Annotated in this window: 22 protein-coding genes and 1 tRNA gene; 15 read left to right on the top strand and 8 right to left on the bottom strand. The window is 55.0% G+C overall.

Annotated features, from left to right (window positions below):
- Positions 1 to 100 precede the first annotated feature (100 nt).
- The 5 genes from SYC_RS07405 (at position 101) to SYC_RS07425 (ending at position 5213) form a co-directional block, all read left to right on the top strand.
- Entirely contained in the window at positions 101 to 1516 is a 1416-nt protein-coding gene (locus tag SYC_RS07405) for a GTP-binding protein (protein ID WP_234701756.1), read from the top strand.
- A gap of 12 nt (positions 1517 to 1528) precedes the next feature.
- Positions 1529 to 2107, top strand: coding sequence for a nicotinate-nucleotide adenylyltransferase (locus SYC_RS07410; RefSeq protein ID WP_011243710.1), 579 nt, complete (start codon positions 1529 to 1531; stop codon positions 2105 to 2107).
- Positions 2104 to 3828 carry an NAD+ synthase gene (locus SYC_RS07415; RefSeq protein ID WP_011243711.1) on the top strand — a complete coding sequence of 575 codons (1725 nt, stop codon included), beginning with the start codon at positions 2104 to 2106 and terminating at the stop codon, positions 3826 to 3828. The genes SYC_RS07410 and SYC_RS07415 overlap by 4 nt, the downstream gene beginning before the upstream one ends.
- A gap of 196 nt (positions 3829 to 4024) precedes the next feature.
- A complete protein-coding gene (locus SYC_RS07420; protein WP_011243712.1) occupies positions 4025 to 4849 on the top strand; it encodes a hypothetical protein in 825 nt (274 codons plus the stop codon).
- A 61-nt stretch (positions 4850 to 4910) separates the two neighbouring features.
- Entirely contained in the window at positions 4911 to 5213 is a 303-nt protein-coding gene (locus SYC_RS07425; RefSeq protein ID WP_234701757.1) for an ankyrin repeat domain-containing protein, read from the top strand.
- 30 nt (positions 5214 to 5243) lie between these two features.
- Here SYC_RS07425 and SYC_RS07430 read toward each other — a convergent pair whose 3' ends face one another.
- A complete protein-coding gene (locus SYC_RS07430; protein WP_011243714.1) occupies positions 5244 to 5807 on the bottom strand; it encodes a Uma2 family endonuclease in 564 nt (187 codons plus the stop codon).
- A gap of 80 nt (positions 5808 to 5887) precedes the next feature.
- On the bottom strand, positions 5888 to 7222 hold the full coding sequence (locus SYC_RS07435) for an NAD(P)/FAD-dependent oxidoreductase (protein WP_011243715.1): 1335 nt from the start codon (positions 7220 to 7222) through the stop codon (positions 5888 to 5890).
- A gap of 176 nt (positions 7223 to 7398) precedes the next feature.
- On the opposite strand from SYC_RS07435, the gene SYC_RS07440 reads away from it, so the two are divergent.
- Positions 7399 to 7953 carry a hypothetical protein gene (locus tag SYC_RS07440; RefSeq protein ID WP_011377439.1) on the top strand — a complete coding sequence of 185 codons (555 nt, stop codon included), beginning with the start codon at positions 7399 to 7401 and terminating at the stop codon, positions 7951 to 7953.
- Here SYC_RS07440 and SYC_RS07445 read toward each other — a convergent pair.
- Complete coding sequence (locus tag SYC_RS07445; protein WP_011243717.1) at positions 7950 to 8279, bottom strand: nucleoside triphosphate pyrophosphohydrolase family protein; 330 nt, start codon at positions 8277 to 8279, stop codon at positions 7950 to 7952. The genes SYC_RS07440 and SYC_RS07445 overlap by 4 nt on opposite strands.
- A gap of 115 nt (positions 8280 to 8394) precedes the next feature.
- Between SYC_RS07445 and pyk the strand changes: the two genes are divergently transcribed.
- The 4 genes from pyk to SYC_RS07470 all read left to right on the top strand — a co-directional run bounded on the left by pyk (position 8395) and on the right by SYC_RS07470 (position 15891).
- A complete protein-coding gene (gene pyk / locus SYC_RS07450) occupies positions 8395 to 10179 on the top strand; it encodes a pyruvate kinase (protein WP_011243718.1) in 1785 nt (594 codons plus the stop codon).
- A gap of 135 nt (positions 10180 to 10314) precedes the next feature.
- Positions 10315 to 14106, top strand: coding sequence for a cobaltochelatase subunit CobN (gene cobN, locus SYC_RS07455; protein ID WP_011243719.1), 3792 nt, complete (start codon positions 10315 to 10317; stop codon positions 14104 to 14106).
- An 89-nt stretch (positions 14107 to 14195) separates the two neighbouring features.
- Positions 14196 to 14717 (top strand): DUF1269 domain-containing protein, encoded by a 522-nt coding sequence (locus tag SYC_RS07460; protein ID WP_011243720.1) that lies wholly within the window; start codon positions 14196 to 14198, stop codon positions 14715 to 14717.
- Between the two features lie 424 nt (positions 14718 to 15141).
- Positions 15142 to 15891 (top strand): response regulator transcription factor, encoded by a 750-nt coding sequence (locus SYC_RS07470; RefSeq protein WP_011243721.1) that lies wholly within the window; start codon positions 15142 to 15144, stop codon positions 15889 to 15891.
- Here SYC_RS07470 and SYC_RS07475 read toward each other — a convergent pair.
- Together SYC_RS07475 and tmk are read right to left on the bottom strand one after the other, a co-directional pair.
- The gene (locus SYC_RS07475) at positions 15870 to 16805 is read right to left on the bottom strand and encodes a DNA polymerase III subunit delta' (protein ID WP_011377436.1); all 936 of its coding nucleotides are present in this window, start codon (positions 16803 to 16805) and stop codon (positions 15870 to 15872) included. The two genes, SYC_RS07470 and SYC_RS07475, sit on opposite strands and share 22 nt — an antisense overlap.
- Positions 16805 to 17452, bottom strand: coding sequence for a dTMP kinase (gene tmk, locus SYC_RS07480; RefSeq protein ID WP_011377435.1), 648 nt, complete (start codon positions 17450 to 17452; stop codon positions 16805 to 16807). Before tmk ends, SYC_RS07475 begins: the two co-directional genes overlap by 1 nt.
- A 98-nt stretch (positions 17453 to 17550) precedes the next feature.
- Here tmk and SYC_RS07485 point away from each other — a divergent pair, with 98 nt between their 5' ends.
- The gene (locus tag SYC_RS07485; protein WP_011243724.1) at positions 17551 to 17898 is read left to right on the top strand and encodes a hypothetical protein; all 348 of its coding nucleotides are present in this window, start codon (positions 17551 to 17553) and stop codon (positions 17896 to 17898) included.
- Positions 17899 to 18154: 256 nt separating this feature from the next.
- Positions 18155 to 18766: a chorismate lyase gene (locus tag SYC_RS07490; RefSeq protein WP_011243725.1), complete on the top strand. Its 612-nt coding sequence runs from the start codon at positions 18155 to 18157 to the stop codon at positions 18764 to 18766.
- Here the strand turns inward: SYC_RS07490 and SYC_RS07495 are convergent.
- Positions 18763 to 19746 (bottom strand): GntR family transcriptional regulator, encoded by a 984-nt coding sequence (locus SYC_RS07495; RefSeq protein WP_011243726.1) that lies wholly within the window; start codon positions 19744 to 19746, stop codon positions 18763 to 18765. The two genes, SYC_RS07490 and SYC_RS07495, sit on opposite strands and share 4 nt — an antisense overlap.
- Positions 19747 to 19865: 119 nt before the next feature.
- Here SYC_RS07495 and SYC_RS07500 point away from each other — a divergent pair, with 119 nt between their 5' ends.
- Positions 19866 to 20600, top strand: coding sequence for a dienelactone hydrolase family protein (locus SYC_RS07500; RefSeq protein WP_011243727.1), 735 nt, complete (start codon positions 19866 to 19868; stop codon positions 20598 to 20600).
- An 84-nt stretch (positions 20601 to 20684) separates the two neighbouring features.
- Positions 20685 to 20756 (top strand) — tRNA-Asn (locus SYC_RS07505).
- Between the two features lie 36 nt (positions 20757 to 20792).
- On the opposite strand, the gene SYC_RS07510 is transcribed toward SYC_RS07505, so the two are convergent.
- A complete protein-coding gene (locus SYC_RS07510) occupies positions 20793 to 20987 on the bottom strand; it encodes a hypothetical protein (protein ID WP_039755509.1) in 195 nt (64 codons plus the stop codon).
- A gap of 224 nt (positions 20988 to 21211) precedes the next feature.
- Positions 21212 to 21898, bottom strand: a complete 687-nt coding sequence (locus tag SYC_RS07515) for an MBL fold metallo-hydrolase (protein ID WP_231621368.1) — start codon at positions 21896 to 21898, stop codon at positions 21212 to 21214.
- A 107-nt stretch (positions 21899 to 22005) separates the two neighbouring features.
- Here SYC_RS07515 and SYC_RS07520 point away from each other — a divergent pair, with 107 nt between their 5' ends.
- Positions 22006 to 23517, top strand: a complete 1512-nt coding sequence (locus SYC_RS07520) for a site-2 protease family protein (protein WP_011243729.1) — start codon at positions 22006 to 22008, stop codon at positions 23515 to 23517.
- The last annotated feature ends 8 nt before the right edge of the window (positions 23518 to 23525 follow it).

Below are 23525 nucleotides of genomic sequence, written 5' to 3' on the forward strand. Positions count from 1 at the left end.
TTGGGTGGTCTGGAACAGCAACAGAGAGGTGGCTGTGTTCTGAGCCGCTACGAAAGGAAGCAAGCTAGAGTTCAGGGAATAGCAATTCGCGATCGCAGTGGTGGATTCGCTTCAACAGTGGCAAGAGGTGGAGGCGGTGTTAGCCGACCTCAGCCAAGCCAGTCAGGAACATCACTACCGCCAGACGCATCGGCTGGTGCAGGACTATCTCGATCGCCTGCAGCTCAGTCCGCGTGAACAACAGGGACTGGAACCGCTGCTGAAAAGTCTGGAGCGCATGCAGGCCAAGCTGGAGCAGCAAGTCCTCCATATCGCAGTGTTTGGATTGGTGGGACGGGGAAAGTCCTCGCTATTGAATGCGCTAGTTGGGGAAACGGTTTTTGAGACGGGCGCGATTCATGGTGTGACGACCGCGATCGCCACGGCTGCTTGGCCGTTGACGACGGATGAGGATGGTGTGCAGCGCTTGCGCTGGTCAGGCTTGGGTGATGTGCAAGTCGAGCTAATCGACACGCCGGGCATTGATGAAATTGACGGCGATCAATGGGAAGCCCTCGCCAAACGGGTCGCGCAACAGGCCGATTTGATTCTGTTTGTGGTCAGTGGCGATATCAGTCAGCTAGAACAGGACACGCTGACGGTGTTGCACCAAGCCCATAAGCCGCTGTTGCTGGTCTTGAATAAGGCGGATCAATACGGCGATCGCGATCGCGAGGCGATTCGCAACAAGCTGGCCGATGAGCGGTTGCGGCATTTGATCTCGATCGATGAAATTGTGACGGTGGCCGCTGCGCCGCGCCAAGCCGAACCGGAGTATGACGGCGATCGCCTTGTGGGGACGAAGTTAGTCAGTCTGCCGCCCCAAGTTGAGCCACTGCGTCAGCGAATCATCACGCTGTTGCTGCACGAAGGACAGTCCTTGCTAGCGCTGAATGCCTTGCTGCAAATGGCGATGGTCGATCGCCAAGTCGTGCGCCGCAAGCTACAAAGCCGCGATCGCCAAGCCGAGGAATTGATCTGGCGATTTGCGATCGCGAAAGGGATGGCTGTCGCCATCAACCCAATCAGTTTTGTCGATCTGCTGGGAGGTGCCGCGATCGATGTCGCGCTGATTCTGCAACTCTCCCAGCTCTACGATCTGCCGATTGGTGAAGGCAAAGCGATCGCCCTACTCCGCACGATCGCGGTAGGCATGGGCAGTTTAGGGCTGGGTGAAGGCTTAGTGCGCGTCGGTTTGAGTGCCCTCAAGGGACTCATGGGCGTGGCCGCTCCCGTCAGTGGCGGCTTGAGCTTGGGCGTTTACGTCCCTGTTGCGCTCACTCAGGCAGGGATTGGTGGTTTTGCCACCTACGCGATCGGGCAAGTGACCAAGGCTTATCTGGCCAATGGTGCAGATTGGGGGCCAGAAGGAGCCGGACTGCTGACCCAGCAAATCTTGGACAGTTTGGATGAAGCCGCGATTTTGCAACGCCTGCGGGGTGAAATCGATCGCCGCTTACGGCTCAAGCAGCTTTAGCGGCGGAGAGCCATGCATTTAGCCCTGTTTGGAACCAGTGCCGACCCGCCCACCTTGGCGCATCAAGCGATCATCCAAGGCTGCGCTGATTGCTTTGATCATGTGGCGATTTGGGCGTCAGACAACCCTTTTAAGCAACATGCGGCTTCCCTGCGCGATCGCAGTCAGATGTTGGCGGCCATGGTCAATGCCTGTCAGCCGCCCCTGAGTAATGCACAGGTTTACGCTGACCTCAGTTTTCCGCGCACGATTCAGACCCTGACAGTAGCTCGCGATCGCTGGCCACAAGCCAAGATTTCGCTAGTGATTGGCAGTGATTTGCTAGCGCAGATTCCCCGCTGGTATCAAGCGGCGCAGTGGTTGCCGAGCGTCTCCTTGTTTGTGGTGCCCCGTCCTGCCTCTAATGATTGGCAAACCGCCGCCGATTGGTTGACGCAACAAGGCACCACTGTAGCGATCGCACCCTTCCAAGGTCCCGCGATCGCATCCTCGACCTTTCGAGAAAGCAGCGACTGGCGACTGCTACCGGCTGCCGTTACCGCCTACATTCATCAACATCAGCTCTATTCCTCGGCTTCCGCTGCCCTATGAAACTGGCGATCGCGCAACTTAATCCCACGATTGGGGATTTGACCGGTAATACCCAAGCGATTGTGGCGGTGGCTCGGGAAGCCCAACAAGCAGGAGCGCGATTGCTGTTGACGCCGGAACTGTCGCTCTGCGGCTACCCACCTCGCGATTTGCTGCTGTTACCCGATTTTCTGGCGGCGATCGCTGATCAGCTTGAGCAACTCTGTCGCGAAGCCCCAAAGGATATTGCACTGCTGGTGGGTGCTCCGCTGCCGAATCCGCAAGCGGGCATTGAGGGCGGCAAGCCGCTGTTCAATGGCGCGGTGCTGATTGAGAACGGTGAAATCCGCGATCGCTTCTACAAACAGTTGCTACCCACCTACGACGTCTTTGATGAAGACCGCTATTTTCAGTCGGGGCAAGGCGGTTGGTTTGACCTCCAAGCGGAGGGAGAAACCCTGAGAGTGGGGGTCAGCATTTGCGAAGACCTTTGGAATGAACCGGAGTTCTGGGGAGAGCGTCGCTACGAATCGGATCCGATCGCGGCCTTAGTGGCTGATCAAATTGACTTGCTGGTCAATCTTTCGGCTTCGCCCTACTGCTTTGGCAAACCCAAACTGCGCGAAGCCCTACTCCGGCATACCTGTCGCCGCTATCAAATTCCGTTGCTCTACGCCAATCAAGTCGGCGGCAATGATGACCTGATTTTTGATGGCAACAGCTTTGTCCTGAATGCCGCAGGTGAGGTTTTGCAGAGAGGTAAACACTGCCAAGCTGAATTGCTGATCGTAGATTGGCAGCAGATCCAATTGGCACCTGCAACTACAGCGATCGCCTCTCCATCACTCACAGAGTCACAACAGGATTTAGCTGAACTCTGGGAAGTGTTGGTGCTCGGACTGCGAGATTACACCCGTAAGTGTGGCTTCAAAAGCATTGTCTTGGGGCTAAGTGGTGGGATTGACTCAGCATTGGTTGCTGCTTTAGCTGCTGCTGCGATCGAGGCAGAGAATGTGCTCGCGATTCTGATGCCTTCACCCTACAGTTCCGATCACTCAATTACGGATGCGATCGCCCTAGCCGAGAATCTTCAGATTCGCCATGAAACGATCGCAATCGCACCCTTGATGACGGCTTTTGAACATTCGCTATCGGACTTATTCGCAGGGCGATCGCCGGATGTCACGGAAGAGGATATCCAATCGCGGATTCGCGGCACTTTACTGATGGCAGCAGCCAATAAATTGGGATCACTTCTGGTTACAACGGGGAATAAGTCAGAGCTAGCCGTTGGCTATTGCACGCTCTACGGCGATATGAATGGCGGCCTCGCAGCGATCGCAGATCTACCCAAAACTTGGGTCTATCAGTTGTGTCACTGGTTAAATTCTGAAGCGGCAGCCGAGGTGCGATCGCAACACTTTCCACAAGCTCCAACAGAAATTATCCCTGACTCAATCCTCACCAAAGCCCCGAGTGCAGAACTTCGGCCCGATCAAGTCGATCAGGATTCACTACCAGACTATGCAGTCTTGGATGATATTTTGGTACGGCTGATTGAAAAACATCAGTCCCGCAAGGAGATTTTAGCGGCAGGTCATTCTTCTGAAGTTCTTGATAAAGTGCTTGGCCTTGTTCGCCGTGCTGAATTCAAACGCAAGCAAGCAGCACCAGGACTGAAAGTGAGCGATCGCGCCTTTGGAACCGGTTGGCGGATGCCGATCGCTTGTCGTTGGGGCTAACTGAATTTCACATTAGATATAGTTATTCATGACGGCATCAAGAAATGCACTAAAACTTGTGAATGACATCAGGCTAGGCTTTCAACAATTTGTCATCCCCATACAGCGAGATGCAAGAATAAAAAATGTTTGCAGCCGACAATAATTGTTCTGGAGCAACTATAAGAGATCGCTGACTTCTAATTAGGAGAAGCTAATGAACTATGCACTCCCCCTAACTGCTTTTGTTGGGAGCTTCACTTTAATGCTCTTGGTAGGGGCACCAGTAAAGGCTTGTCCACCGGGTCACTATCAAATGGGTGGTGGCAATGCTGGTTGGGTCGGTTGTGCGCCCATGGATGGTGGCGTAGGTTCAGGGAACAGTGCTCCCAGCATTGCAGATATGAATATCACTGCTCCCAGATTGTCTACCTACGATGCGAAGCAATGGGTGGATTTCTTTGAGCAAATGGCACAGTCCAGCATCGAGACTGAGCGCGAACTAGTTGGCAAGGAAAACCCAGAGGTCTATGAAGCTTTGTTGCAAGGAGTTTGGATCTTTGGCAGTTCGAAGCTGGATAGCAAAGTCCCCATGTGTACGGCTACTTTTGCAACCCGACGTGGTGGCGTGATGTTCCAAGATTGGACGGGCGATGAGCCAGGGACATTTCTTGCCTTCTACAACGTCAACATTCAGAGGGTGAATCAGGTGAAGCGTGTCCGGGTTCGTCTCGAGCAATCCGGCGAAAGTCAGACAGTCGAAGCGTTCCAGACTAATTACCCGCTTGTGGACACGATGGGCATGCTGATGTCTCGCGTGCCCTCAACTGAAGCACTTTTGTCGTCCATCGAAGACAACCAAGATTTCAACATCTACATGCGGGAGTCGGATATCGAAACAAGACGCGGCCTAGGGCTCTTACTCCTTCCGAATCGAGGCAGGAACGATGTTGAATACAAAGTCGTTTCTGGAGAATGGCACAGTGGCCTATCTGCCCGCGACGCTCTAAAAGCCTGCATTCAAAAGCGTGATGCTCGCTAAATCGATGAGATCCCTTGCAGAGATCTTGCAGTCTTGCTCTGACGCCTTATTCCCCGCTGAAATGGGGCGTAAGAAGGTTGACATTCACAGCACAGATTGTGATGGGGATACGCCACTTCATGTGATGGTGCGACGGGCTGACTTTGCTGCAGTTCTAGTGCTAATCGAGGCGGGTGCTAACGTAAATGCGATCGGGGATATGGGTGAAACACCGCTGCACATTGCGGTTCGACAAGAGTTAGAACCGATCGTGGAAGCCTTGCTGGAGGCTGGATCCAATCCAGATATCCGGTCTGAATTTGGTCAAACTCCCAGAGAGCAGGCTGCAAAGCTTAAAGGCACCATCAAGCAATTATTTAGGTAGCTGCCAATCATCAAGGTATTCCTAGAGCAACTACCAAATTTCGCGGAGATCCAGACTGAAACCAGTGAGGAGTGGATCGGCAGAAATGATTTCTGGATTCTCAAGACATTCTGGATCTTGGGACGATCGCCATACTTCTACTTGTCGAAATGTCGGTAGAATCAGCCAGCCGAGCTGACAGCCATTTGCCAGATATTCTGCAAGTTTGCCACGCAGATCATCTGGGCGATCGCTCGCAGACGCCAGTTCAATTACAAAAGCCGGACAGCCTGGAAAGAACTCATCCAGGCCTCGTGTCACCGCCCGCGTTAACTGTTCCGGTGTCACCCAAGCAGCATCCGGCGAACGAATCGCACCATTCGGCAAGCGAAAACCCGTTGAAGAGTCAAAGATAGCGCCTTGTTTGGTTTGCCGGAACCACAGACCAAGCTGTGTGGCGATCGCCTGATTGCGACGGCCACTCTGCCAATGGGTAGGGCTCATTTCAATTAATTGTCCGTCAGCATCCAACTCAAAGCGGCAATCGGGATTGGCCCGACAAAGCTGCTCAAACTGATGCGGACTGAGGTGGAAGTTCCGAGGAATCGCAACCATGCTGGCCACTCAGACTCTGGCCTCTATTCTGTCTCAGCCCCCGTGCGATCGCAGCAAGGACTGAGACAACCCAACAGCAGCTAGGACTTCGCCAACTCTTTTTCGGCCGGATTAGTCATCGCTGCCGGGGCCGACATGCGGTGATGATTGACGATTAGGCGAGTGCCGCGTTTCTGGTTGAAGTAGGTCCAAGCCCACTGCACCATCACCAGCAATTTGCTGTCGAATTCAATCAAATACCAGACGTGGATAAAAGCCCAGACCAGCCATGCGGGGAAACCACTGAGGCGAATACCTGCTAAGCGGGCAACCGCAGCGTTACGGCCAATCACTGCCATGCTGCCGAAGTCTTGGTAGCGGAAGGGATCAACGGGTTGACTCTTCAGCCGCCGCTTGAGTGCCTTACCGAGATAAGCCCCCTGCTGCATCGCGACTGCTGCCACACCGGGCAGTGGGTTGCCTGCTTGATCAGGGCAGTGGGCCAGGTCACCCAAGACGTAGACGTTGGGGTCAGTCGGCAGCTGCAAATCAGGCTGGACGATGACGCGACCAATGCGATCGAGTTCTGCACCGGTTCGTTGCGCTAGGAGCTTGCCCAAGGGTGACGCTTTGACGCCCGCAGCCCAAAGGGTCGTGCGGCTAGGGATCTCATGCAAGTCGTCGCCAGTCTTAAAGACGACGCGATCTTCTTGAATGTCGGTGACCATGGCTTTGGTTTGCACAGTCACGCCCAAGCCTTCTAGCTGTACTTGCGCTTGGGCTGACAGCTCTGGCGGGAAGGGTGGTAAGACCCGATCCATGCCTTCAATCAAAATGACCTTGGCTTTGGTGGTGTCGACATTGCGGAATTCTTTGCGCATTTCACCGCGGGTTAATTCCGCGATCGCGCCAGCTAGTTCAACGCCGGTGGGGCCTGCTCCCACGATCGTGAAGGTCAACCAAGCTTGCTGACGCTCTGGATCGCTCTCCTGCTCAGCTTGCTCGAGGGCAAAGTAAATCCGGCGGCGCATTTCCAGCGCATCTTCAACCGTTTTCAGCCCCGGAGCAAAGGGCTGCCATTGGTCGTTGCCAAAGTAGTGGTGGCTGGCACCCGTCGCCACAACCAAGTAGTCGTATTCGACAATTTCATCGCCAACGCGCACCCAATGGGCCTGCGGATCGATGTCAGTCACTTCACCGAGAATGACGCGGGTATTGGGGTTACGACCTACGATCGCCCGGAGCGGCGCAGGGATATCGCCCGGCGAAATTTCCCCTGTAGCCACTTGGTACAGCAAGGGTTGAAACAGGTGAAAGTTTCGTTTATCAATCAGGGTGAGCTCGACAGAGGTCTTGCCAAGATTGAGGGCGGTATACAGCCCTCCAAAACCGCCGCCAATGACGACGACACGCGGTTTGCTGACAGTCGAAATCATGGGCGCTAGGAGTGAAATCTCTGTAGTGTGAGCGATCGCAGCGGCTGAAATGGTGGCTTGCGGCACCCTTTGACGCAGTAGGTCAAGAATTGTAAGGCACGACCGTAGCCTAAGTCACATTACTCATCATAGCGTGGCACTCTAAGGCCGCTTTTACACTGAATGATTTTGTGATTATGACTATCGACACACAAACTGCTTTAGAACCGCTCTTAAAAGACATTGCTCAGCAACTAGGCGCGATCGCCCAAGCCCTGCGACCGGCGGATGAATCCTTGGGCTTTGGCCCCAGCCCCGGACGCCAGTACATCTATGTCAACCGTAGCCAAGGCTGTAATTGGTATCGCCTCGATGCCGAGGGTCATCCAATCGCAATCGAGGCACCAGCACTTACCGGCTATATCGTCGGTCTTGAAATTCGGGAGCTGCAGCGGCGCGGCAAAGCCGTTCCCAAGCTGCATTTGCACATCAAAGCCGATCGCCATTACGTGCTGGAATCCGGTGCGCAATCGGTGTTCAGTAAGTCCTTACTGGTGGCGATCGCCCAACTCCAACCGGCACAACTACGGCAGCCAATTACCCTGGAGCCCCAAGCGGCTGAGGGCAACGAAGCGGAGTTTGCCCGCCTTTACATCAACGGTGAGTACGTGCATGCCCCTTGGGATGACAACAGTGACTTTCCGCATCTGACCCAGCAGGCGATCGCCGTCGTCCAAGCCGCCCAGAACTAGCGGTTGTCGCCGTCGCCCTGCAAGACGCCCCGCTGTTGGCGCGATCGCAGTTTTTCCAAATTGGCTGACGCGATCGCGTCCATCTCGAGTCCCAGTTCCGTCGCCAGTTGCGCCACGTACCAGAGCACATCGCCCAATTCCTTGGCGATCGCCGCTTGGGTTTCGGCATCGATCTGGCCATGGCGATCGCGAATCACCTTTTTAATTTTCTCGGCCACTTCGCCCGCTTCACCGCACAAGCCTAAGGTGGGATAGAGAAAGTTACGACCGGCCTGGGGGTAGCAGGCGGTTTGGCGCGACTGTCGCTGGTAGTCCTGAAAATCCACCGTTGAGTTTCCTCTGCATCAAAACAGCAATAAGACGGGTCCCTGTTGGTACTATCTTCCGTGAGTCCTGGTCTCTCTTTTCCACGGCTATCCGCCCCATTCGCCTCTGCTGTCGATGCAACCCAACGACTTTCAGCGCCGCACTAAAATTGTCGCCACGATTGGCCCTGCAACGTCCAAGCCCGAGGTGCTACGGGCGTTGATCGAAGCTGGCGCATCGACATTACGGCTCAATTTCTCCCACGGAACCCACGACGATCATCAGCGCAGCATTCGCCTGATCCGTCAGATCTCCTTCGAGCTCAATCGTCCCGTTGGCATTCTGCAAGACTTGCAGGGACCGAAAATCCGCCTCGGTCGTTTTGCCGATGGCCCAATTACAGTCCAAAAGGGTGACTCCTTCATCCTGACCAGCCGCAGTGTACCGGGCTCGCAAACAATCAGCTCGGTCACCTATGAACCGCTGGCCGATGAAGTGCCGGAAGGCGCAACGATTCTGCTTGATGATGGCCGCGTCGAAATGACGGTGGTCAAGGTCGATCGCCAAACTCGTGAGCTGCACTGCGAAGTCGTGGTGGGTGGCATCCTCTCGAATAACAAAGGGGTCAACTTCCCCGGCGTCTATCTGTCTGTCAAAGCCCTGACGGATAAAGACCGCGAAGACCTGATCTTTGGTCTGGATCAAGGGGTGGACTGGGTCGCCCTCAGCTTTGTCCGCAACCCGCAGGATGTTCTCGAAATCAAAGAACTGATCTCTCGGGCTGGGAAGTCAGTGCCCGTGATCGCCAAGATTGAGAAGCACGAAGCGATCGAGCAGATGGAAGCCGTGCTCTCGCTCTGTGATGGCGTGATGGTGGCGCGGGGTGACCTCGGCGTTGAGCTGCCAGCAGAAGAAGTGCCGATTCTGCAAAAACGACTGATTCGCACCGCCAATCGTCTCGGCATTCCGGTGATTACCGCGACCCAAATGCTGGACAGCATGGTCAGCAATCCGCGGCCGACCCGGGCTGAGATTTCGGACGTCGCTAACGCCATTCTGGATGGCACCGACGCGGTGATGCTCTCCAACGAAACAGCCGTCGGTAAGTTTCCGATTGAAGCCGTTTCAACCATGGCCACGATCGCCCATCGGATCGAAGCTGAGCAGCAATACATCACCCTCAACCCGACGCCGACTAGCTCGATTCCCAATGCGATCAGCCAAGCGGTGGGTCATATCGCCGAGCAATTAGATGCGGCCGCAATTATGACCCTGACCCAAAGCGGCGCGACAGCCCGCAACGTCTCCAAATTCCGCCCGACCACGCCGATTTTGGCGGTTACGCCCAACATTGATGTAGCGCGTCAGCTGCAACTGGTTTGGGGCGTGCAGCCGCTTCTGGTCGTTGATTTGCCTTCGACGAGCCAAACCTTCCGCGCTGCCCTCAACGTCGCCCAAGAGCGCACTTTGCTCAAAGAAGGCGATCTGGTAGTGATGACAGCCGGCACCCTGCCGGGCGTTTCCGGTTCCACTGACTTGGTCAAGGTCGAAATCGTCACGGCAGTGATTGCTCGGGGGATTGGCGTTGGACAGGGTAGTGTCAGTGGCAAGGCTCGCGTCATCCACAATGCAGCGGAAGCGGCGACCTTGGCCCAAGGTGAAATTCTGATTGCCACCCAGACCTCAGCGGACTACATCGAAGCGATTCGCAAAGCCAGCGGCATTGTCACGGAAGAGGAAGGCTTGACCAGCCATGCCGCCGTGATTGGCCTGCGCCTCGGTATTCCCGTGATTGTTGGCGTCAAGAACGCCACTAGCGTCGTGCGTGACGGTTCAATCCTGACGCTGGATGTGAAGCGCGGGCTACTCTACTCCGGTGCCGTTGGGGCTGTTGCTGCCGAGCAGCCGATTTCCGTCTAAGCCAGCACCCGTCGGAGGCGATCGCCTCTTCATTCATTCTGAAAAGCGGAGCAATACCGGTTGACCTCTGGGCTGACCGGCAACAGCTTGATAGTCAACTGCTGTATAACGCAGAAGACCCACCCGAGAATCTGAATGCACCGACTCGCGGCCATCCCCGGCGGTTGGACACCAGCCACCGAGGGCGTGATCTTCGTGGAACAGTCGCCTGCCCCGATTGTTTTTCTGACGGCGGCCGACACGGATGTCAGCGCGATCGCCCAAGCTCGGGCTTTTTTGCCCGCTGACTTTCCCGCTGTGCGCGTGGTCAATCTGCTGCAGTTACAGCAGCAACTGTCGATTGATACCTACGCCGAGTCGGTGCTGGCACAGGCGCAGGTTATCCTGCTGCGGTTGCTGGGAGGCCGCTCCTACTGGTCTTACGGCTTAGAGGTTGTGCGCGAGACGGTTGAGCGCAGTGGGGCCACACTGATTGTCTTGCCGGGCGACAATCAGCCAGATTTAGACTTGATGAGCCAGTCGGCCTTACCCTTGGCTGAGGTGCAGCAAGGCTGGCAATACTTTCTCGAAGGCGGTGTTGCCAATCTGGCCAATGCCCTGCGATGGGCAGCCCACCAAGGTGTATCCCCAAGGTTTAGTTATGAAGCACCGCAACGAATTCCAGCGGTAGGTCGCTATCCCTTCCTGACAGCACTAGACTATGCAACCACACCGCAGGTCGGCATTCTTTTCTATCGTGCTCACTATCTAGCAGGGAATCTGGCGGCGATTGATGCACTTTGCCAAGCCTTGTGCGATCGCAGTCTCTATCCAGTGCCGCTCTTTGTGACATCCCTGCGTGATGCGGAGATCCAAGCGGAGATAGTTGACTACTTCAAATATCAGCCTGAATCCGAGATTCAAGTCCTGATCAACACCACCAGTTTTTCAGTTTTGCAACCGCTAGCACTGCAGCGGGAAGCGATCGCAGAAGCAGAACCCTCGCAGCTTTGGCAGTTGCTTAATGTACCAGTCTTACAAGTCATCCTCAGCGGCGGTAGCCTCGAGAGTTGGCAACAGGATTGGCGAGGTTTATCACCACGAGATGTGGCGATGAATGTCGCCTTGCCAGAAGTCGATGGCCGGATCATTACCCGGGCAATTTCCTTCAAAGCGACTCAAGGCTGGAATCCAGCCTTAGAAACCGATGTTTTGGGCTATCAGCCCTTGCCCGATCGCATTCAGTTCGTAGCGGATTTAGCAGCGAATTGGGTGAAGTTACGAACAAAACCAACCTGCGACCGCAAAGTAGCACTGATCCTTGCGAACTATCCAACTCGCAATGGTCGTATTGCTAATGGCGTTGGTTTAGATACCCCTGCAAGCTGTCTAGAAATCCTTAAAGCTTTGCGACAGGAAGGGTATTATCTCAGCGATCTTCCCGAGGATGTCGATCAACTCATTCAGCAACTCACTACAGGTATTACCAATGATCCTGAAACCCAAGGGCTGAATCCCATTTATCAGTGCTTGAGCCACGAGCACTATTCTGCTTGGTTCCAGACGCTACCCAAAACTGTTCAGTCTGCAATTCAAACTCGCTGGGGTCAGCCTGAATCCAATTTTGCGATCGCGGGGATTCAGTTTGGGAATGTCTTCATTGGAATTCAACCAGCTCGGGGCTACGATCGCGATCCAGCCTTGAACTATCACGCACCCGATCTTGAGCCGACTCATGACTATTTAGCCTTTTATGAGTGGCTGCGATCGGATTTTGGGGCTGATGCGATTGTCCATGTCGGCAAGCATGGCAACCTAGAATGGCTACCGGGCAAAAGTCTGGCACTTTCTGAGCAGTGCTATCCCGAAATTGCTCTTGGTCCGCTGCCCCATTTCTATCCCTTTATTGTCAACGATCCCGGTGAGGGTTCTCAAGCAAAACGGCGATCGCAGGCAGTTATTCTCGATCACCTGACGCCTCCGATGACACGAGCTGAACTCTATGGCGGGCTGCAAAAGCTAGAGAGTCTAATTGATGAATATTACGATGCTCAAACGCTTGACCCCAAGCGACTACCTGCAATTCGCGATCGCATTAGCCAACTGATTCAACAAGATCATCTCAGTGCTGAAATTCAGGGTTTGACGCCAGATCAAGATCCTCGGCAACTCGATCCCGATCAACTGGCTGCCTTGATTACTAATGCCGATCGCTATCTCTGTGAACTGAAAGAGTCACAAATTCGCGATGGTCTCCATATCTTTGGCAGTTGCCCCCAAGGTCGACAGCTGCGCGATCTGATCATTTCCATTGCTCGCCATCCCACAGCCGGTCGCCAAGGTTTAACCCGCGCGATCGCTCAAGCCTACGGATTGGAATTTGATCCTCTGACAGCAGATCTAGCTAGTCTATTGACGCCCAACCTGCAAGTACAGTCCCACTGCTGCAGAACAGTAGGCGAAGCAGTTGAGCAACTAGAGGCGATCGCGGCGGATGCAATTGATCAGTTACTACAAGGGCAGGCAATCACGACCGTTACTGACTCAATTGAGCTACAGGCAGAACTCGATTGGATTGAACAATCGCTGTTGCCCAACCTCCGGCAAACCGATCAGGAAATGACAGCATTGCTGCGCGGTCTGGCCGGTCACTATATTCCTGCTGGCCCTTCGGGTGCCCCAACTCGTGGCCGACCTGAAGTTTTACCAACGGGTCGCAATTTCTACGCCGTCGATATTCGATCGCTGCCAACAGAAAGTGCTTGGGATGTGGGACGCAAAGCAGCCGATCGCTTGATCGAGGCCTACACCCAAGAGCAGGGCGAATATCCGCAGACACTGGCTCTGTCGTTGTGGGGAACCGCCACGATGCGCACCGGCGGTGATGATCTGGCCGAAGCAATGGCGCTGATTGGCGTGCAGCCGGTTTGGGAGGGCAGTTCGCGGCGGGTGATTGATTTTGAAATCCTGCCGCTATCACTATTGCAACGCCCGAGAGTCGATGTCACTTTGCGAATTTCCGGCTTCTTTCGAGATGCATTTCCCAATCTGATTGACTTGTTTGACCAAGCAATCGCAGCAGTTGCCGATTCAGACGAGCCTGAAGATTGGAATCCGATCGCTGCCAAAGTTCGTCAAGAAACTAAGAGTTGGCAACAGCAAGGATTGACGCTCGAGCAAGCCCAACGGCGATCGCGTTATCGGGTCTTCGGTTCCAAGCCCGGTGCCTACGGCGCGGGTTTGCAGGGGTTAATTGAATCGCAGAATTGGGACTCTGCCGATGATTTGGGGCGGGCCTATCTCAATTGGAGTAGCTATGCTTACAGCGGACAAGGCATTGGTCAGCCTGAGCCCGAAGCATTTACGCAACGACTCCAACAGCTACAAATTGTGCTCCAGAATCAGGACAATCGCGAGCACGACCTACTTGATTCCGATGACTATTATCAGTTTCAAGGTGGGCTAGCAGCAGCGACAGCCTTGATTCAAGGGCAGCAACCCCAGCTCTACTTTGGGGATCATTCCTGTATGGATAATCCCAGGGTGCGATCGCTACAACAAGAAATAGCGAGGGTTTATCGTTCCCGCGTCATCAATCCCAAATGGATTGAAGGGGCAATGCGCCATGGTTATAAAGGCGCATTTGAAATGGCTGCAACGCTCGACTTTTTGTTTGCCTATGATGCAACAACGGCAATTGTTCCCGACTATATGTATCAGGGAGTTGCTGAGACTTATTTACTTGATCCCAAAATTCAAGCCTTCATTCAAACCCACAATCCTTTGGCCTTGCGAGATATGGCTGATCGCCTCCTAAAAGCTCATCAGCGAGATCTCTGGCAACAGGTCAGTCCGGCACTCCTTGATCAACTGCGATCGCTTTCCCTTGAAGCAGAAGCTGATATTGAAGGTCGACTAGGAAGTATTCCAGATAACAAGTTGCGCTAGTTGGACTTTATTACAAGCAGTTGCAATCTTCGGACGATTCTGCTGTCGCTGGTTACCGTAGAACTATTCCTAATGCTTGCTCAATCCCTATGAGTTCACTTGTTGTTGTCGGATTTCCCAATTCGCAAGAAGCCGAAGAAGTCCGAATCAAACTTGCTCAGCTACAGACAGAACATTTAATTGCCCTAGAAGATGCTGTTGTTGTCAGCAAGGATTCCGAGGGCCATGTCAAACTCAATCAAGCGATTAATTTAACGGCAACTGGTGCCGTCAGCGGCGGTTTTTGGGGCACCCTTGTCGGCTTGATCTTCCTCAATCCCTTGGCGGGTGCGGCGATCGGTGCAGCGGCTGGTGCACTCAGCGGTTCCTTGAGCGACATTGGCATCAACGATGACTTTCTGCGCGAGGTCGGCGAAACCCTGCAGGTCGGATCAGCCGCCCTCTGCCTCCTCATCCGCGAAGCAACCCCCGATCGCATCCTGAAAGAGTTGCGAGTCTACGCCAAAGACGCCCGGATTCTACAAACGAACTTGAGCTTTGCCGATGAAGAAAACCTCAAGGCAGCCCTAGAAAAAGCCAAAGCCGAAGCCCAAGCCCTGCGTCTCAATTAATCTCCAACGCTTCGATCGCTCCTGATTACTTGAGTTGATCAAGGCTCAGATCAAGAGCGATCGCTACTTCAATACAGCTTACTTTTGGCCGCTATCTCAACAGCAGTTCAATCCTAAGAAACTGCAGAAGCAGGGATTGAGTAATTTGATGGTTGACTGCAGTCCTTATCAGTTGCTTCTCAACAATTATCCAACCGCAATTACGGACAGAGCACTGGACTAGCACCACTGCTAAAACCGCAAAGCTCGGACAAATATAAAGACAACTTAAAGATTTTCTACGCCCTGCGACCTCACCAGAACAGAGCCACTATCATTTTTAAGAAAACATAAATTGATCCGCTGTAAGCCGCTGCCAGCACAAAGCTTACCGCGTTTTTGCTAAAGCCTAGTCCGCTGGTTTGTCCTCCCGGAATGTTACCCTATGAAACCCCGCATCCTCGTGATCGATGATGACTCAGCCATCTTGGAGCTGGTCGCCGTCAATCTGGAGATGTCTGGCTATGACGTACGCAAAGCTGAGGACGGCATTAAAGGTCAGGCTTTAGCTGTTCAGCTAGTTCCCGACCTGATCATGCTGGATCTAATGCTGCCGCGGGTTGATGGCTTTACCGTCTGTCAGCGACTGCGGCGCGATGAGCGTACTGCCGAAATTCCGGTGCTGATGCTGACCGCCCTCGGACAGACTCAGGATAAGGTTGAAGGCTTCAACGCGGGTGCTGACGATTATCTGACTAAGCCCTTCGAAGTTGAAGAGATGCTGGCCCGCGTGCGTGCCTTGCTGCGGCGCACCGATCGCATTCCCCATGCAGCCCGCCATAGCGAAATTCTCAGCTACGGTCCGCTGACCCTGATTCCCGAGCGGTTTGAGGCCATTTGGTTCAACCGCACGGTCAAGCTGACTCACTTGGAATTTGAGTTGTTGCACTGCCTGTTGCAACGCCACGGCCAAACGGTTGCGCCGAGCGAAATCCTCAAAGAAGTCTGGGGCTATGATCCCGACGATGACATCGAGACGATTCGCGTCCACATCCGTCATCTGCGCACCAAGCTCGAGCCCGATCCCCGGCACCCGCGCTACATCAAAACGGTCTATGGAGCGGGCTACTGCCTTGAGCTGCCGGCCGAGACGGAACTCCACCAACACGCCGATCAGTTTCCTTCGGCGTCCTGAACCCAAGCACTGAGCAGCACTTCCCAGACGAGTCGCGGCTGAACAAAGGCTCGCAGTTGTTTCTGTGCCTGTTCGAGCTGGAGCAGTTGCTGGGACTGCAGCTGTTGCTGGGACCAGCCCTGCTGCTGGAGGTAGCGACAAAGCCAAAGCTGGGCTTCGACGTCGAGGCCAGCATCGATCGCTTGCGCCAGTTCCAAAGCCACTTGCAAAGAGTTTGGCCGTTGCTGAAGGCGATCGCGCAATTCTGGCGGGATTGCTTGCAGTTGTTGCCAATGGCTGATAGCTGCTCCTGGACTGCCTTGAGCTAAGGCCAGAACCGCTGGCGCGTCGAGAATTTCTGTAAAGCCGTGGGTCTGCAAAATTTGCGCCATCGCCTGCTCAGAAAGGCGATAGAAGGGAATTCGCTGGCAACGAGAAACAAGGGTTGGCAGTAGCAGCTCAGGACTCGGTGCCATCAGGATAATCGTGGCTTGACCGGGCTCTTCTAGCGTTTTGAGCAACCCATTGGCTGCCGCCTCAGCCATCGTTTCAGCCTGTTCAATCACCACCAGTGATCGCGGGGCAGCGAGAGGAGGTCGTGCCAGAAACTGAGTGATTTGGCGAATTTGCTCCAGTCGCACTTGGGGCGGTGTTCGCCGCTGAATTCCCTGGGCTTGGGCTTGACTTGCAGGAATCAAGGTTCCCTGCTGGGAATAAGTCGGCTCAACCCAGAGCAGATCGGGATGATTGCCGCGAGCGACCCGTCCCGACTGATCAGCCAAGAGGAGCGGTGCCCAACAACGGGCAGCCAGTCCACGACCGGTGCCATCAGGACCAGCAAACAGGTAAGCCGGCGCCAAGCGATCGCGATCGCAGGCTGCCAGCAGCAACTGAACGGCAAGGTCTTGACCGATGAGCGGCGCAAAGGGATTCATCACCGGGGCCAGCGCTGTTGCACCACGGCTTGAATACGAGCGGCAACCTGATCAGGATCTCCAGCTGCATCGATGCGAACCACCCGATCAGGCTCTGCCGCCGCGATCGCCTGAAATCCTTGACGCAGGCGCTCTTGAAACGCCAGCCCTGCGGCCTCCATCCGATCGCCCTGACCCCGAGCTTGGCAGCGTTCTGCCGCGATCGCCACGGGCAAATCAAGCCAGAGGGTCAGATCACTGCGCAAACCAGCAGTCGCAAGGGCATTGAGTTGGGCGATCGCAGACTGATCCAAACCCCGGCCATAGCCTTGGTAGGCCACCGTGGAATCTACATAGCGATCGCAGACGACAACGGCACCTGCGGCTAGTTGGGGCCTGAGCACGGTTTCCACATGCTGAGCGCGATCGGCCGCATAGAGCAACAGCTCCGCCATCGGTTGCAGTGGCTGATCTGCCCAATCCTGAGTCAAGAGCAGCGATCGCAGGGCTTGACCTAAGGCCGTGTCGCCCGGCTCTCGCGTCGCCACAATCACTTGCCCAGGTTGCAATAACGAGGAGTGGGGCAGCCAATTAACCAAGCGCTGTAGCTGCGTGCTTTTGCCGCAGCCATCAATGCCTTCTAGGACAATGAAGTTACCGAAGTTCAATCTTCTTCCTTGAGCCAGTCACCTTAGTGACATTACGAACAATTAAACCTGCAGATTCTACGCTTCAATAGTCCTAATTCTTGCTTGCCTAGGCGCCCATGGCTCGCTACACCTGCTCTACAACCGTTGAAATTCCTCTCGGTTCGCTCTATCCAGTGCTACATGAGACCCTAGAAGCCTGCAACCTAAGTATTCTGCACAATTCAGCAGACTATCTAGTGGCGCGGGAACCGGCTGGCAAAGTTCCTTTTTCGCAACTGGTTGTGACTGAAGTCTTGGTCAACACCACAATGGCAAAAGGCGATCGCATTTCGCTACAGTTCATTTGCAAAAACGAAGAACTGCCATTGAAGTCCAATAACCACTGTGAACAGGTCTTTCGTCGTCTCAGCGATCGTCTGCAGCAGACCAACGAATGGAAGCTGGTTGATTTTGTTGCAGCCTAGCACTGCGATTCTCGACCCCGCAGCCCAACACCGTTCCTCTTCAGTCAGGCCTCGCGCAGTTTTTTGAGGCAAGCTAGCACTGTCACCTTGGCAAGAACTGCTACGAGTCAGATTAGGCCATGGCGATTGCCAGTCTGCTCAAGTCAGCTGAGTCCCTGAGCTAAAAACAGGATTTCTGCCAAAACACAATCGGGCAGCCACCCATAACTTCGGGATCGTTAGAATCAGGGTAACGTTAACTTCTGTAACGAAATTAATGGCTTCCAGCGATCGCGGTACTTCCACTTTGCAGGGCTGGCATGCCTTACAAACGCTCTGGCGGGGCGATCAGCGATCGGTCATTCAGGGATTGCCCCACAGTCAACTCGCTCCCGCTTGGCAATTGCTCCTGCTGGGGGATGGCTCGCCCACACGCCACCTACAGCTCCTGACAGGGGAACCGACTGCGGTGGACGTCATCGAAATGGCCCCGATCGCCGATCAAGATGACGGCGCCCCTCCACCAATCCGTGCGATCGCGGGGCCACGGCTACGGCGACAGGTCTGGTTGCGCACTGCTTCCGGTCAGCGTCTCGCCTACGCCACCTCTTGGTGGACCCAGCAGCGGGTTGATGCCTACCTACGCGATCGCGCCCAACCGATTTGGGCCAATCTTGCCGATTTACGGACAGAGCTCTATCGCGATATCCAAGGCGTTGAATACGGTGATAGCGCCGCTCTGAGTGAGGCTTTCGGCCAGACTGGGCCGTTCTGGGGACGCTATTACCTGTTCTGGCACCAAGGACAGCCGCTGACGCTAATCTATGAGGTGTTTTCGCCGGCGATCGCCACCTATCTCGGACCAAGTACACCTCAGCCTGTGGTTTAGTTCAAACCCAGTTCCCGCTTCAGCAGAGCGATCGAGGCCTCGCTGATGTAGCTTTTGCTGCAGAGCAAACGGGGTAAGCGGATCAAGTCGTCCCGAATCGCACTGACGCGCTGCTTGACGTTGTCAATGCTGGATTGATCGCAGATGATCACCGACGCACTGCGCAGCATCGCTTCCAACTTGGTTTGGTCATTGGGCTGACAGGACATGATCAGCAGTGCTTCGCCGCGCAAGCTGTGGATGATAATTTCCGCCGCCCGCAGGATGCCCGGGCTAATACTGACAATGCCGATGCAGCTACCTTCCTTTTGCTGACTCAAGAATGAGAGTTCTTCGCGATAGTCGTAGAGATCCAGCGCGATCGTGCGAGCCCCAAGGCTAGCAGTAATCGCCTCGGCATCTTGGAAGAAGTAGTGGCTTGTGACCACAGTGCCGCTGTCTTTTTGTTTGAGGATGGCGCCCAACTCTTCCAAGGGAACCACTTCAACGGGCACACCCAAGGCTTGGGACAGCTCCCGATACATCAACTCCGCCGCTCCTAGGTCTTGCAAAGGCGCTGTGACTAGGACGCTGGCGCTACAGCGCAACCGCCAATCCACCTCTGCTAAGAACAGTTCACGGATCTCAGCTAGGGAGCAACCCTGCTGCAACAACGTGTCAATGTGATCACGAATCTGTTGATCGATATCGGGATACTGCTTGCGCAAGCGCTGACTCTTCGCCGTCTCACGAGGGTCATTGCCCCCCCGCACATAGATGCCGGAACCGGCCTGGGCTTCGACAACGCCGTCTTCTTCGAGCAGGCGATAGACCTTGCTGATCGTGTTGCGATGCAATCCCGTCTGCATGGCTAGCTGGCGGGTGCTGGGCAGCTTGTGCCCCGGCGGATACTGGCGAGACGCGATCGCGAAGTGAATCTGGTTGTATAGCTGTGTCGACGCAGGGATGTCGCTGTCGGCTTGGATGTGAAAACGAATCATTGATCCTGAACCGCCACAATCTGAGCTCCAGAATAGCGGGCGGGCTGTATCAATCCAATCCCCTGTCGTGGGCGAGGGCGTGGCACACTGCCAGAGAGACTTCTGCGGAATTCACCATCATGTCCACTGCGATCGCCACTGAATGGGTTAAGGTTCCAGCCCCCGATCTCGAAATTGATGCCTACGTAGCCGCGCCGAGCGAACCCGGTCGCTACCCTGCAGTAGTGGTGATTCAAGAGATTTTTGGCATCAATAGCCATATTCGATCAGTGGTCGAACGATTGGCCAGACAAGGGTTTGTGGCGATCGCACCCGCTATCTATCAGCGCACCGCCCCTGGCATTGAACTGAATTACACCGTCGAAGACATGGCGATCGGCAGCCGCCACAAGGAGCTGACCACCGCCCCGCAGCTGCTCAGTGATCTGGAGGCTGTCATTGCCTATCTCCGCAGTCGTCCCGACGCCAAGGCAGATGCTGTGGGCACGATTGGCTTTTGCTTTGGTGGCCATGTCGTCTATCTGGCGGCAACTTTGCCTGCTGTACAAGCGACTGCCGCTTTCTACGGTGCGGGAATTGCGACCTTTACGCCGGGTGGCGGTGAACCGACGATCAGCCGCACACCTGCGATTGGGGGCACGGTCTATGCCTTCTACGGCACGACCGATCCGTTGATCCCTATTGAAGAAATTGACCAAGTCGAAGCAGCCCTGACTGCAGCTAGCGATCGGCATCGGGTTTTCCGCTATGCGGCGGGCCATGGCTTCTTCTGCGATCAACGCTCTGACTACGTTCCTGCAGCGGCTGCAGATGCTTGGGATAAAGTGCTGGAGCTCTACCACAGCACACTCTAGAGCTGTGTTCAGCAGAGGTTGCGACTTTGCGGGCTGAAAGTCTTGCAGAGTTTTTCGGCCTCTGCTAAGTTAATTCAGGTACGTTCCTCAGTAGCTCAGTGGTAGAGCGGTCGGCTGTTAACCGATTGGTCGCAGGTTCGAATCCTGCCTGGGGAGTTTAAAAGTTCAACCTTTGACTTTCAGGGAACTGGTCTAGCGCTGTTGGCCCGAAGTTACGGCATCGATCGCAATCGGATCAAACGTGATGGTGCCTAGAAGTTGAAAGAGCAGACAGCAAGCTACTAGGGACAACAAACCTAAACCGAGGCAACGAACGGCGACGGTAGGCGATCCCAAATCGAGATCTTGCCAAGTCAGGGGGCAATCGGAAATCGGCGGCTCGTCCATAGGAGGGGTTTGTAGGATGATGGATGGCCTAGATTAACGGCTGCGATCGCGATCGTCCGGCTTTCTTCACCCCTTGCAACACAATTCAACTGTTTGAAATTGCGTCTAGCAGTCTCTTGGTATCTGCAGGTGACAGAACAGTTAATAGTTATTGCAAATACTCAGATATTGACTCAGAAAAATACTGGTCAGTTCTGAAGCTAAAAAATGTCGTTAGCCCGGGACTAGAGGAGCGGCTGAGCTTCCGATAGCGCAGACCAGTCCAGCTGTTGCAGCTGCATGTAGGCCGAGGCGATTGCTTTGCGGCCGCGCAAAAAGCCACTGCTAGCACCAGGGCAGATCCAAGCCAAGGTTTCAGAGCTGAAGCGATCGCAAAGCATTTGAGTATTACGGATTTGACGCGGCCAGTGAAAGGTCTTGGCGGTGCGAAGTGGGGCAACCCCCCCTGCGCGAGTTGGCAGCAAATGGCGACCTGTAAAGAGAACACCACCGTGCCCCTCCCAATACAGGCAAGCGGAACCCGGACTGTGGCCACAAGTCCAAATAGCAGTTAAGGCTGGAGCGATCGCCTGTTCCTGTTCAAAGGTTGTGACGTTTGCGCCGGGCAATAGGTAGGCTTCCTGCTCTTGCACCACCAAGTCGCAGTCAAAGTGTTGCTGAATGGCGATCGCTTTACCAAAAGCCCCGCGATGGGTCAGAAAGACCCCTTGCAAACCACCTTGCTCCTCGACAAAAGCCTGGGTTTCGCCATGCCAAGCCGGTGCATCAATCAACCAGTTGCCCTGGGGCAATTTCAGGAAGTAGGCTGTCCCCCCTAGGGTGTCGCGGTTGGGCGCAAACGCCCACAGACCATCCAAAACAGGCTGGGGAGGCTTGGCGATCGAGGAGGCAGCAGGCGGCGAAACAGACACAGCGGTTGAGGAAGGGAACTGTTGCGATCGTGCCACGCTTAACCCGCTCTTGGTAAACGGAGCAAAAAGCAGTCCGATAGATTGGATGAAGCGGATTCCCTGACGTAATGCTTTTTCTGCTTCTCTGGTTAATCCTTCTGGCGGTTGGTTCTTACTGGATGTTGCAGCGCAATGTGCCGCGCCTCAGCCGCACGCCAGTCTGGTTGCTCTGGCTGGTGCTGATGATGCCTGCCTTCATTTGGATTGGCTGGGGACTCCTACTCGGTCAGCAGGGGGGACAGCTCCCGTTTGTGATTTTCCTGCTGCCGCTGCTGATTAGTTCACTGCTCTACTGGACGTTGCTGCAATGGGGACGCCTCCCACCCAGCCGATCGCTGCCTACCAATGAGACCGAAGCAGCAGCGATCGCGGCAGCCTCAGAGACCTTGCAAGTGGCCAGTGCCCCACCGGCGCGATCGCTGACCGCAGAGGAAGAAGCCCAGGTTCGTCAGTGTTTTCCCTTCGATCGCTTCAATCTGCAGCGACTGGAATATCGCTATCAAGCCGTCATTTGTCGGGGAAATTTGCGAGGTGATCCCGCCACAGTTTATGAGCAAGTGCAGACGGCAGTGCAGCAACAGTTTGGCGATCGCTTTCTGGTGATGCTGCGAGAAGACAATGCCGGCAAGCCCTTTTTTGCCCTGATTCCCAACCCCCTGCGCCAACAACCTCGCCTGGCCCTCAAGCCCATGCTAGCGCTGGTGCTGTTGGGGCTGACGCTACTGACCACAACCTTGGTGGGCTTTGTACTTAGCTATGCGGGTCAACTGGCCGAAATCCAGCCCCAGCTAGCAAGATCCTTAGAAGACAATCCAGCGGCACTGTTGCGCGGTTTACCCTACGCCCTCTCGCTACTCGCGATTCTCGGCGTACATGAATTTGGCCATTTCTGGGCTGCTCGTAAACACCGCCTGCAAGCGAGCTTGCCCTACTTCATTCCGGTGCCCGCTTTCTTAGGAACCTTTGGCGCCTTTGTCCGTATCCGCAGTCCGATTCCCGATCGCAAGGCTCTGTTTGATGTGGGCGTCTCGGGTCCCCTCGCGGGTTTGGTGATCACCCTGCCGCTGCTGATCTGGGGGCTGACACAATCTCAGGTGGTGCCGATGCCAGAGCGGTCCGGGCTGCTCAACTTCTCAGCCCTTGATCCGGGCGTCTCGATCCTGATGGGGTTGATCAGTCATCTCAGTTTGGGCGATCGCCTAGGACTGAATCAGGCCCTGCAACTGCATCCCGTCGCGATCGCGGGTTACTTGGGCTTGATTGTCACGGCCTTGAACCTGGTGCCCGTCGGCCAACTGGATGGCGGTCACATCGTCCATGCCATGTTTGGCCAGCGCCAAGGGGCAGTCATTGGTCAGGTGGCGCGTCTCTGCATCCTCGCCCTTTCCTTTGTGCGATCGGAACTCCTGCTCCGGGCACTGTTGTTATTGTTGCTTCCAGTCGCCGATGAACCGGCGTTGAATGACTTGAGTGAACTGGATGATCGCCGCGATGGCATTGGCTTCTTGGCCCTCTTTATCCTCATTTTGATTGTTTTGCCCTTGCCACCAGTCTTGCAGCAGTGGCTAACGGCGCTCTAAGGACTGCC

Source organism: Synechococcus elongatus PCC 6301 (assembly GCF_000010065.1).
GTDB classification, from domain to species: Bacteria; Cyanobacteriota; Cyanobacteriia; order Synechococcales; family Synechococcaceae; genus Synechococcus; species Synechococcus elongatus.

What these genes read in the sequence shown, in the direction of transcription:
- SYC_RS07410 (WP_011243710.1), top strand. Translation starts at nt 1,529, where the DNA reads ATGCATTTAGCCCTGTTTGGAACCAGTGCCGACCCGCCCACCTTGGCG.
- SYC_RS07415 (WP_011243711.1), top strand. Translation starts at nt 2,104, where the DNA reads ATGAAACTGGCGATCGCGCAACTTAATCCCACGATTGGGGATTTGACC.
- SYC_RS07420 (WP_011243712.1), top strand. Translation starts at nt 4,025, where the DNA reads ATGAACTATGCACTCCCCCTAACTGCTTTTGTTGGGAGCTTCACTTTA.
- SYC_RS07425 (WP_234701757.1), top strand. Translation starts at nt 4,911, where the DNA reads ATGGGGCGTAAGAAGGTTGACATTCACAGCACAGATTGTGATGGGGAT.
- SYC_RS07430 (WP_011243714.1), bottom strand. Translation starts at nt 5,807, where the DNA reads ATGGTTGCGATTCCTCGGAACTTCCACCTCAGTCCGCATCAGTTTGAG.
- SYC_RS07435 (WP_011243715.1), bottom strand. Translation starts at nt 7,222, where the DNA reads ATGATTTCGACTGTCAGCAAACCGCGTGTCGTCGTCATTGGCGGCGGT.
- SYC_RS07440 (WP_011377439.1), top strand. Translation starts at nt 7,399, where the DNA reads ATGACTATCGACACACAAACTGCTTTAGAACCGCTCTTAAAAGACATT.
- pyk (WP_011243718.1), top strand. Translation starts at nt 8,395, where the DNA reads ATGCAACCCAACGACTTTCAGCGCCGCACTAAAATTGTCGCCACGATT.
- cobN (WP_011243719.1), top strand. Translation starts at nt 10,315, where the DNA reads ATGCACCGACTCGCGGCCATCCCCGGCGGTTGGACACCAGCCACCGAG.
- SYC_RS07460 (WP_011243720.1), top strand. Translation starts at nt 14,196, where the DNA reads ATGAGTTCACTTGTTGTTGTCGGATTTCCCAATTCGCAAGAAGCCGAA.
- SYC_RS07470 (WP_011243721.1), top strand. Translation starts at nt 15,142, where the DNA reads ATGAAACCCCGCATCCTCGTGATCGATGATGACTCAGCCATCTTGGAG.
- SYC_RS07475 (WP_011377436.1), bottom strand. Translation starts at nt 16,805, where the DNA reads ATGAATCCCTTTGCGCCGCTCATCGGTCAAGACCTTGCCGTTCAGTTG.
- SYC_RS07485 (WP_011243724.1), top strand. Translation starts at nt 17,551, where the DNA reads ATGGCTCGCTACACCTGCTCTACAACCGTTGAAATTCCTCTCGGTTCG.
- SYC_RS07490 (WP_011243725.1), top strand. Translation starts at nt 18,155, where the DNA reads ATGGCTTCCAGCGATCGCGGTACTTCCACTTTGCAGGGCTGGCATGCC.
- SYC_RS07495 (WP_011243726.1), bottom strand. Translation starts at nt 19,746, where the DNA reads ATGATTCGTTTTCACATCCAAGCCGACAGCGACATCCCTGCGTCGACA.
- SYC_RS07500 (WP_011243727.1), top strand. Translation starts at nt 19,866, where the DNA reads ATGTCCACTGCGATCGCCACTGAATGGGTTAAGGTTCCAGCCCCCGAT.
- SYC_RS07510 (WP_039755509.1), bottom strand. Translation starts at nt 20,987, where the DNA reads ATGGACGAGCCGCCGATTTCCGATTGCCCCCTGACTTGGCAAGATCTC.
- SYC_RS07520 (WP_011243729.1), top strand. Translation starts at nt 22,006, where the DNA reads ATGCTTTTTCTGCTTCTCTGGTTAATCCTTCTGGCGGTTGGTTCTTAC.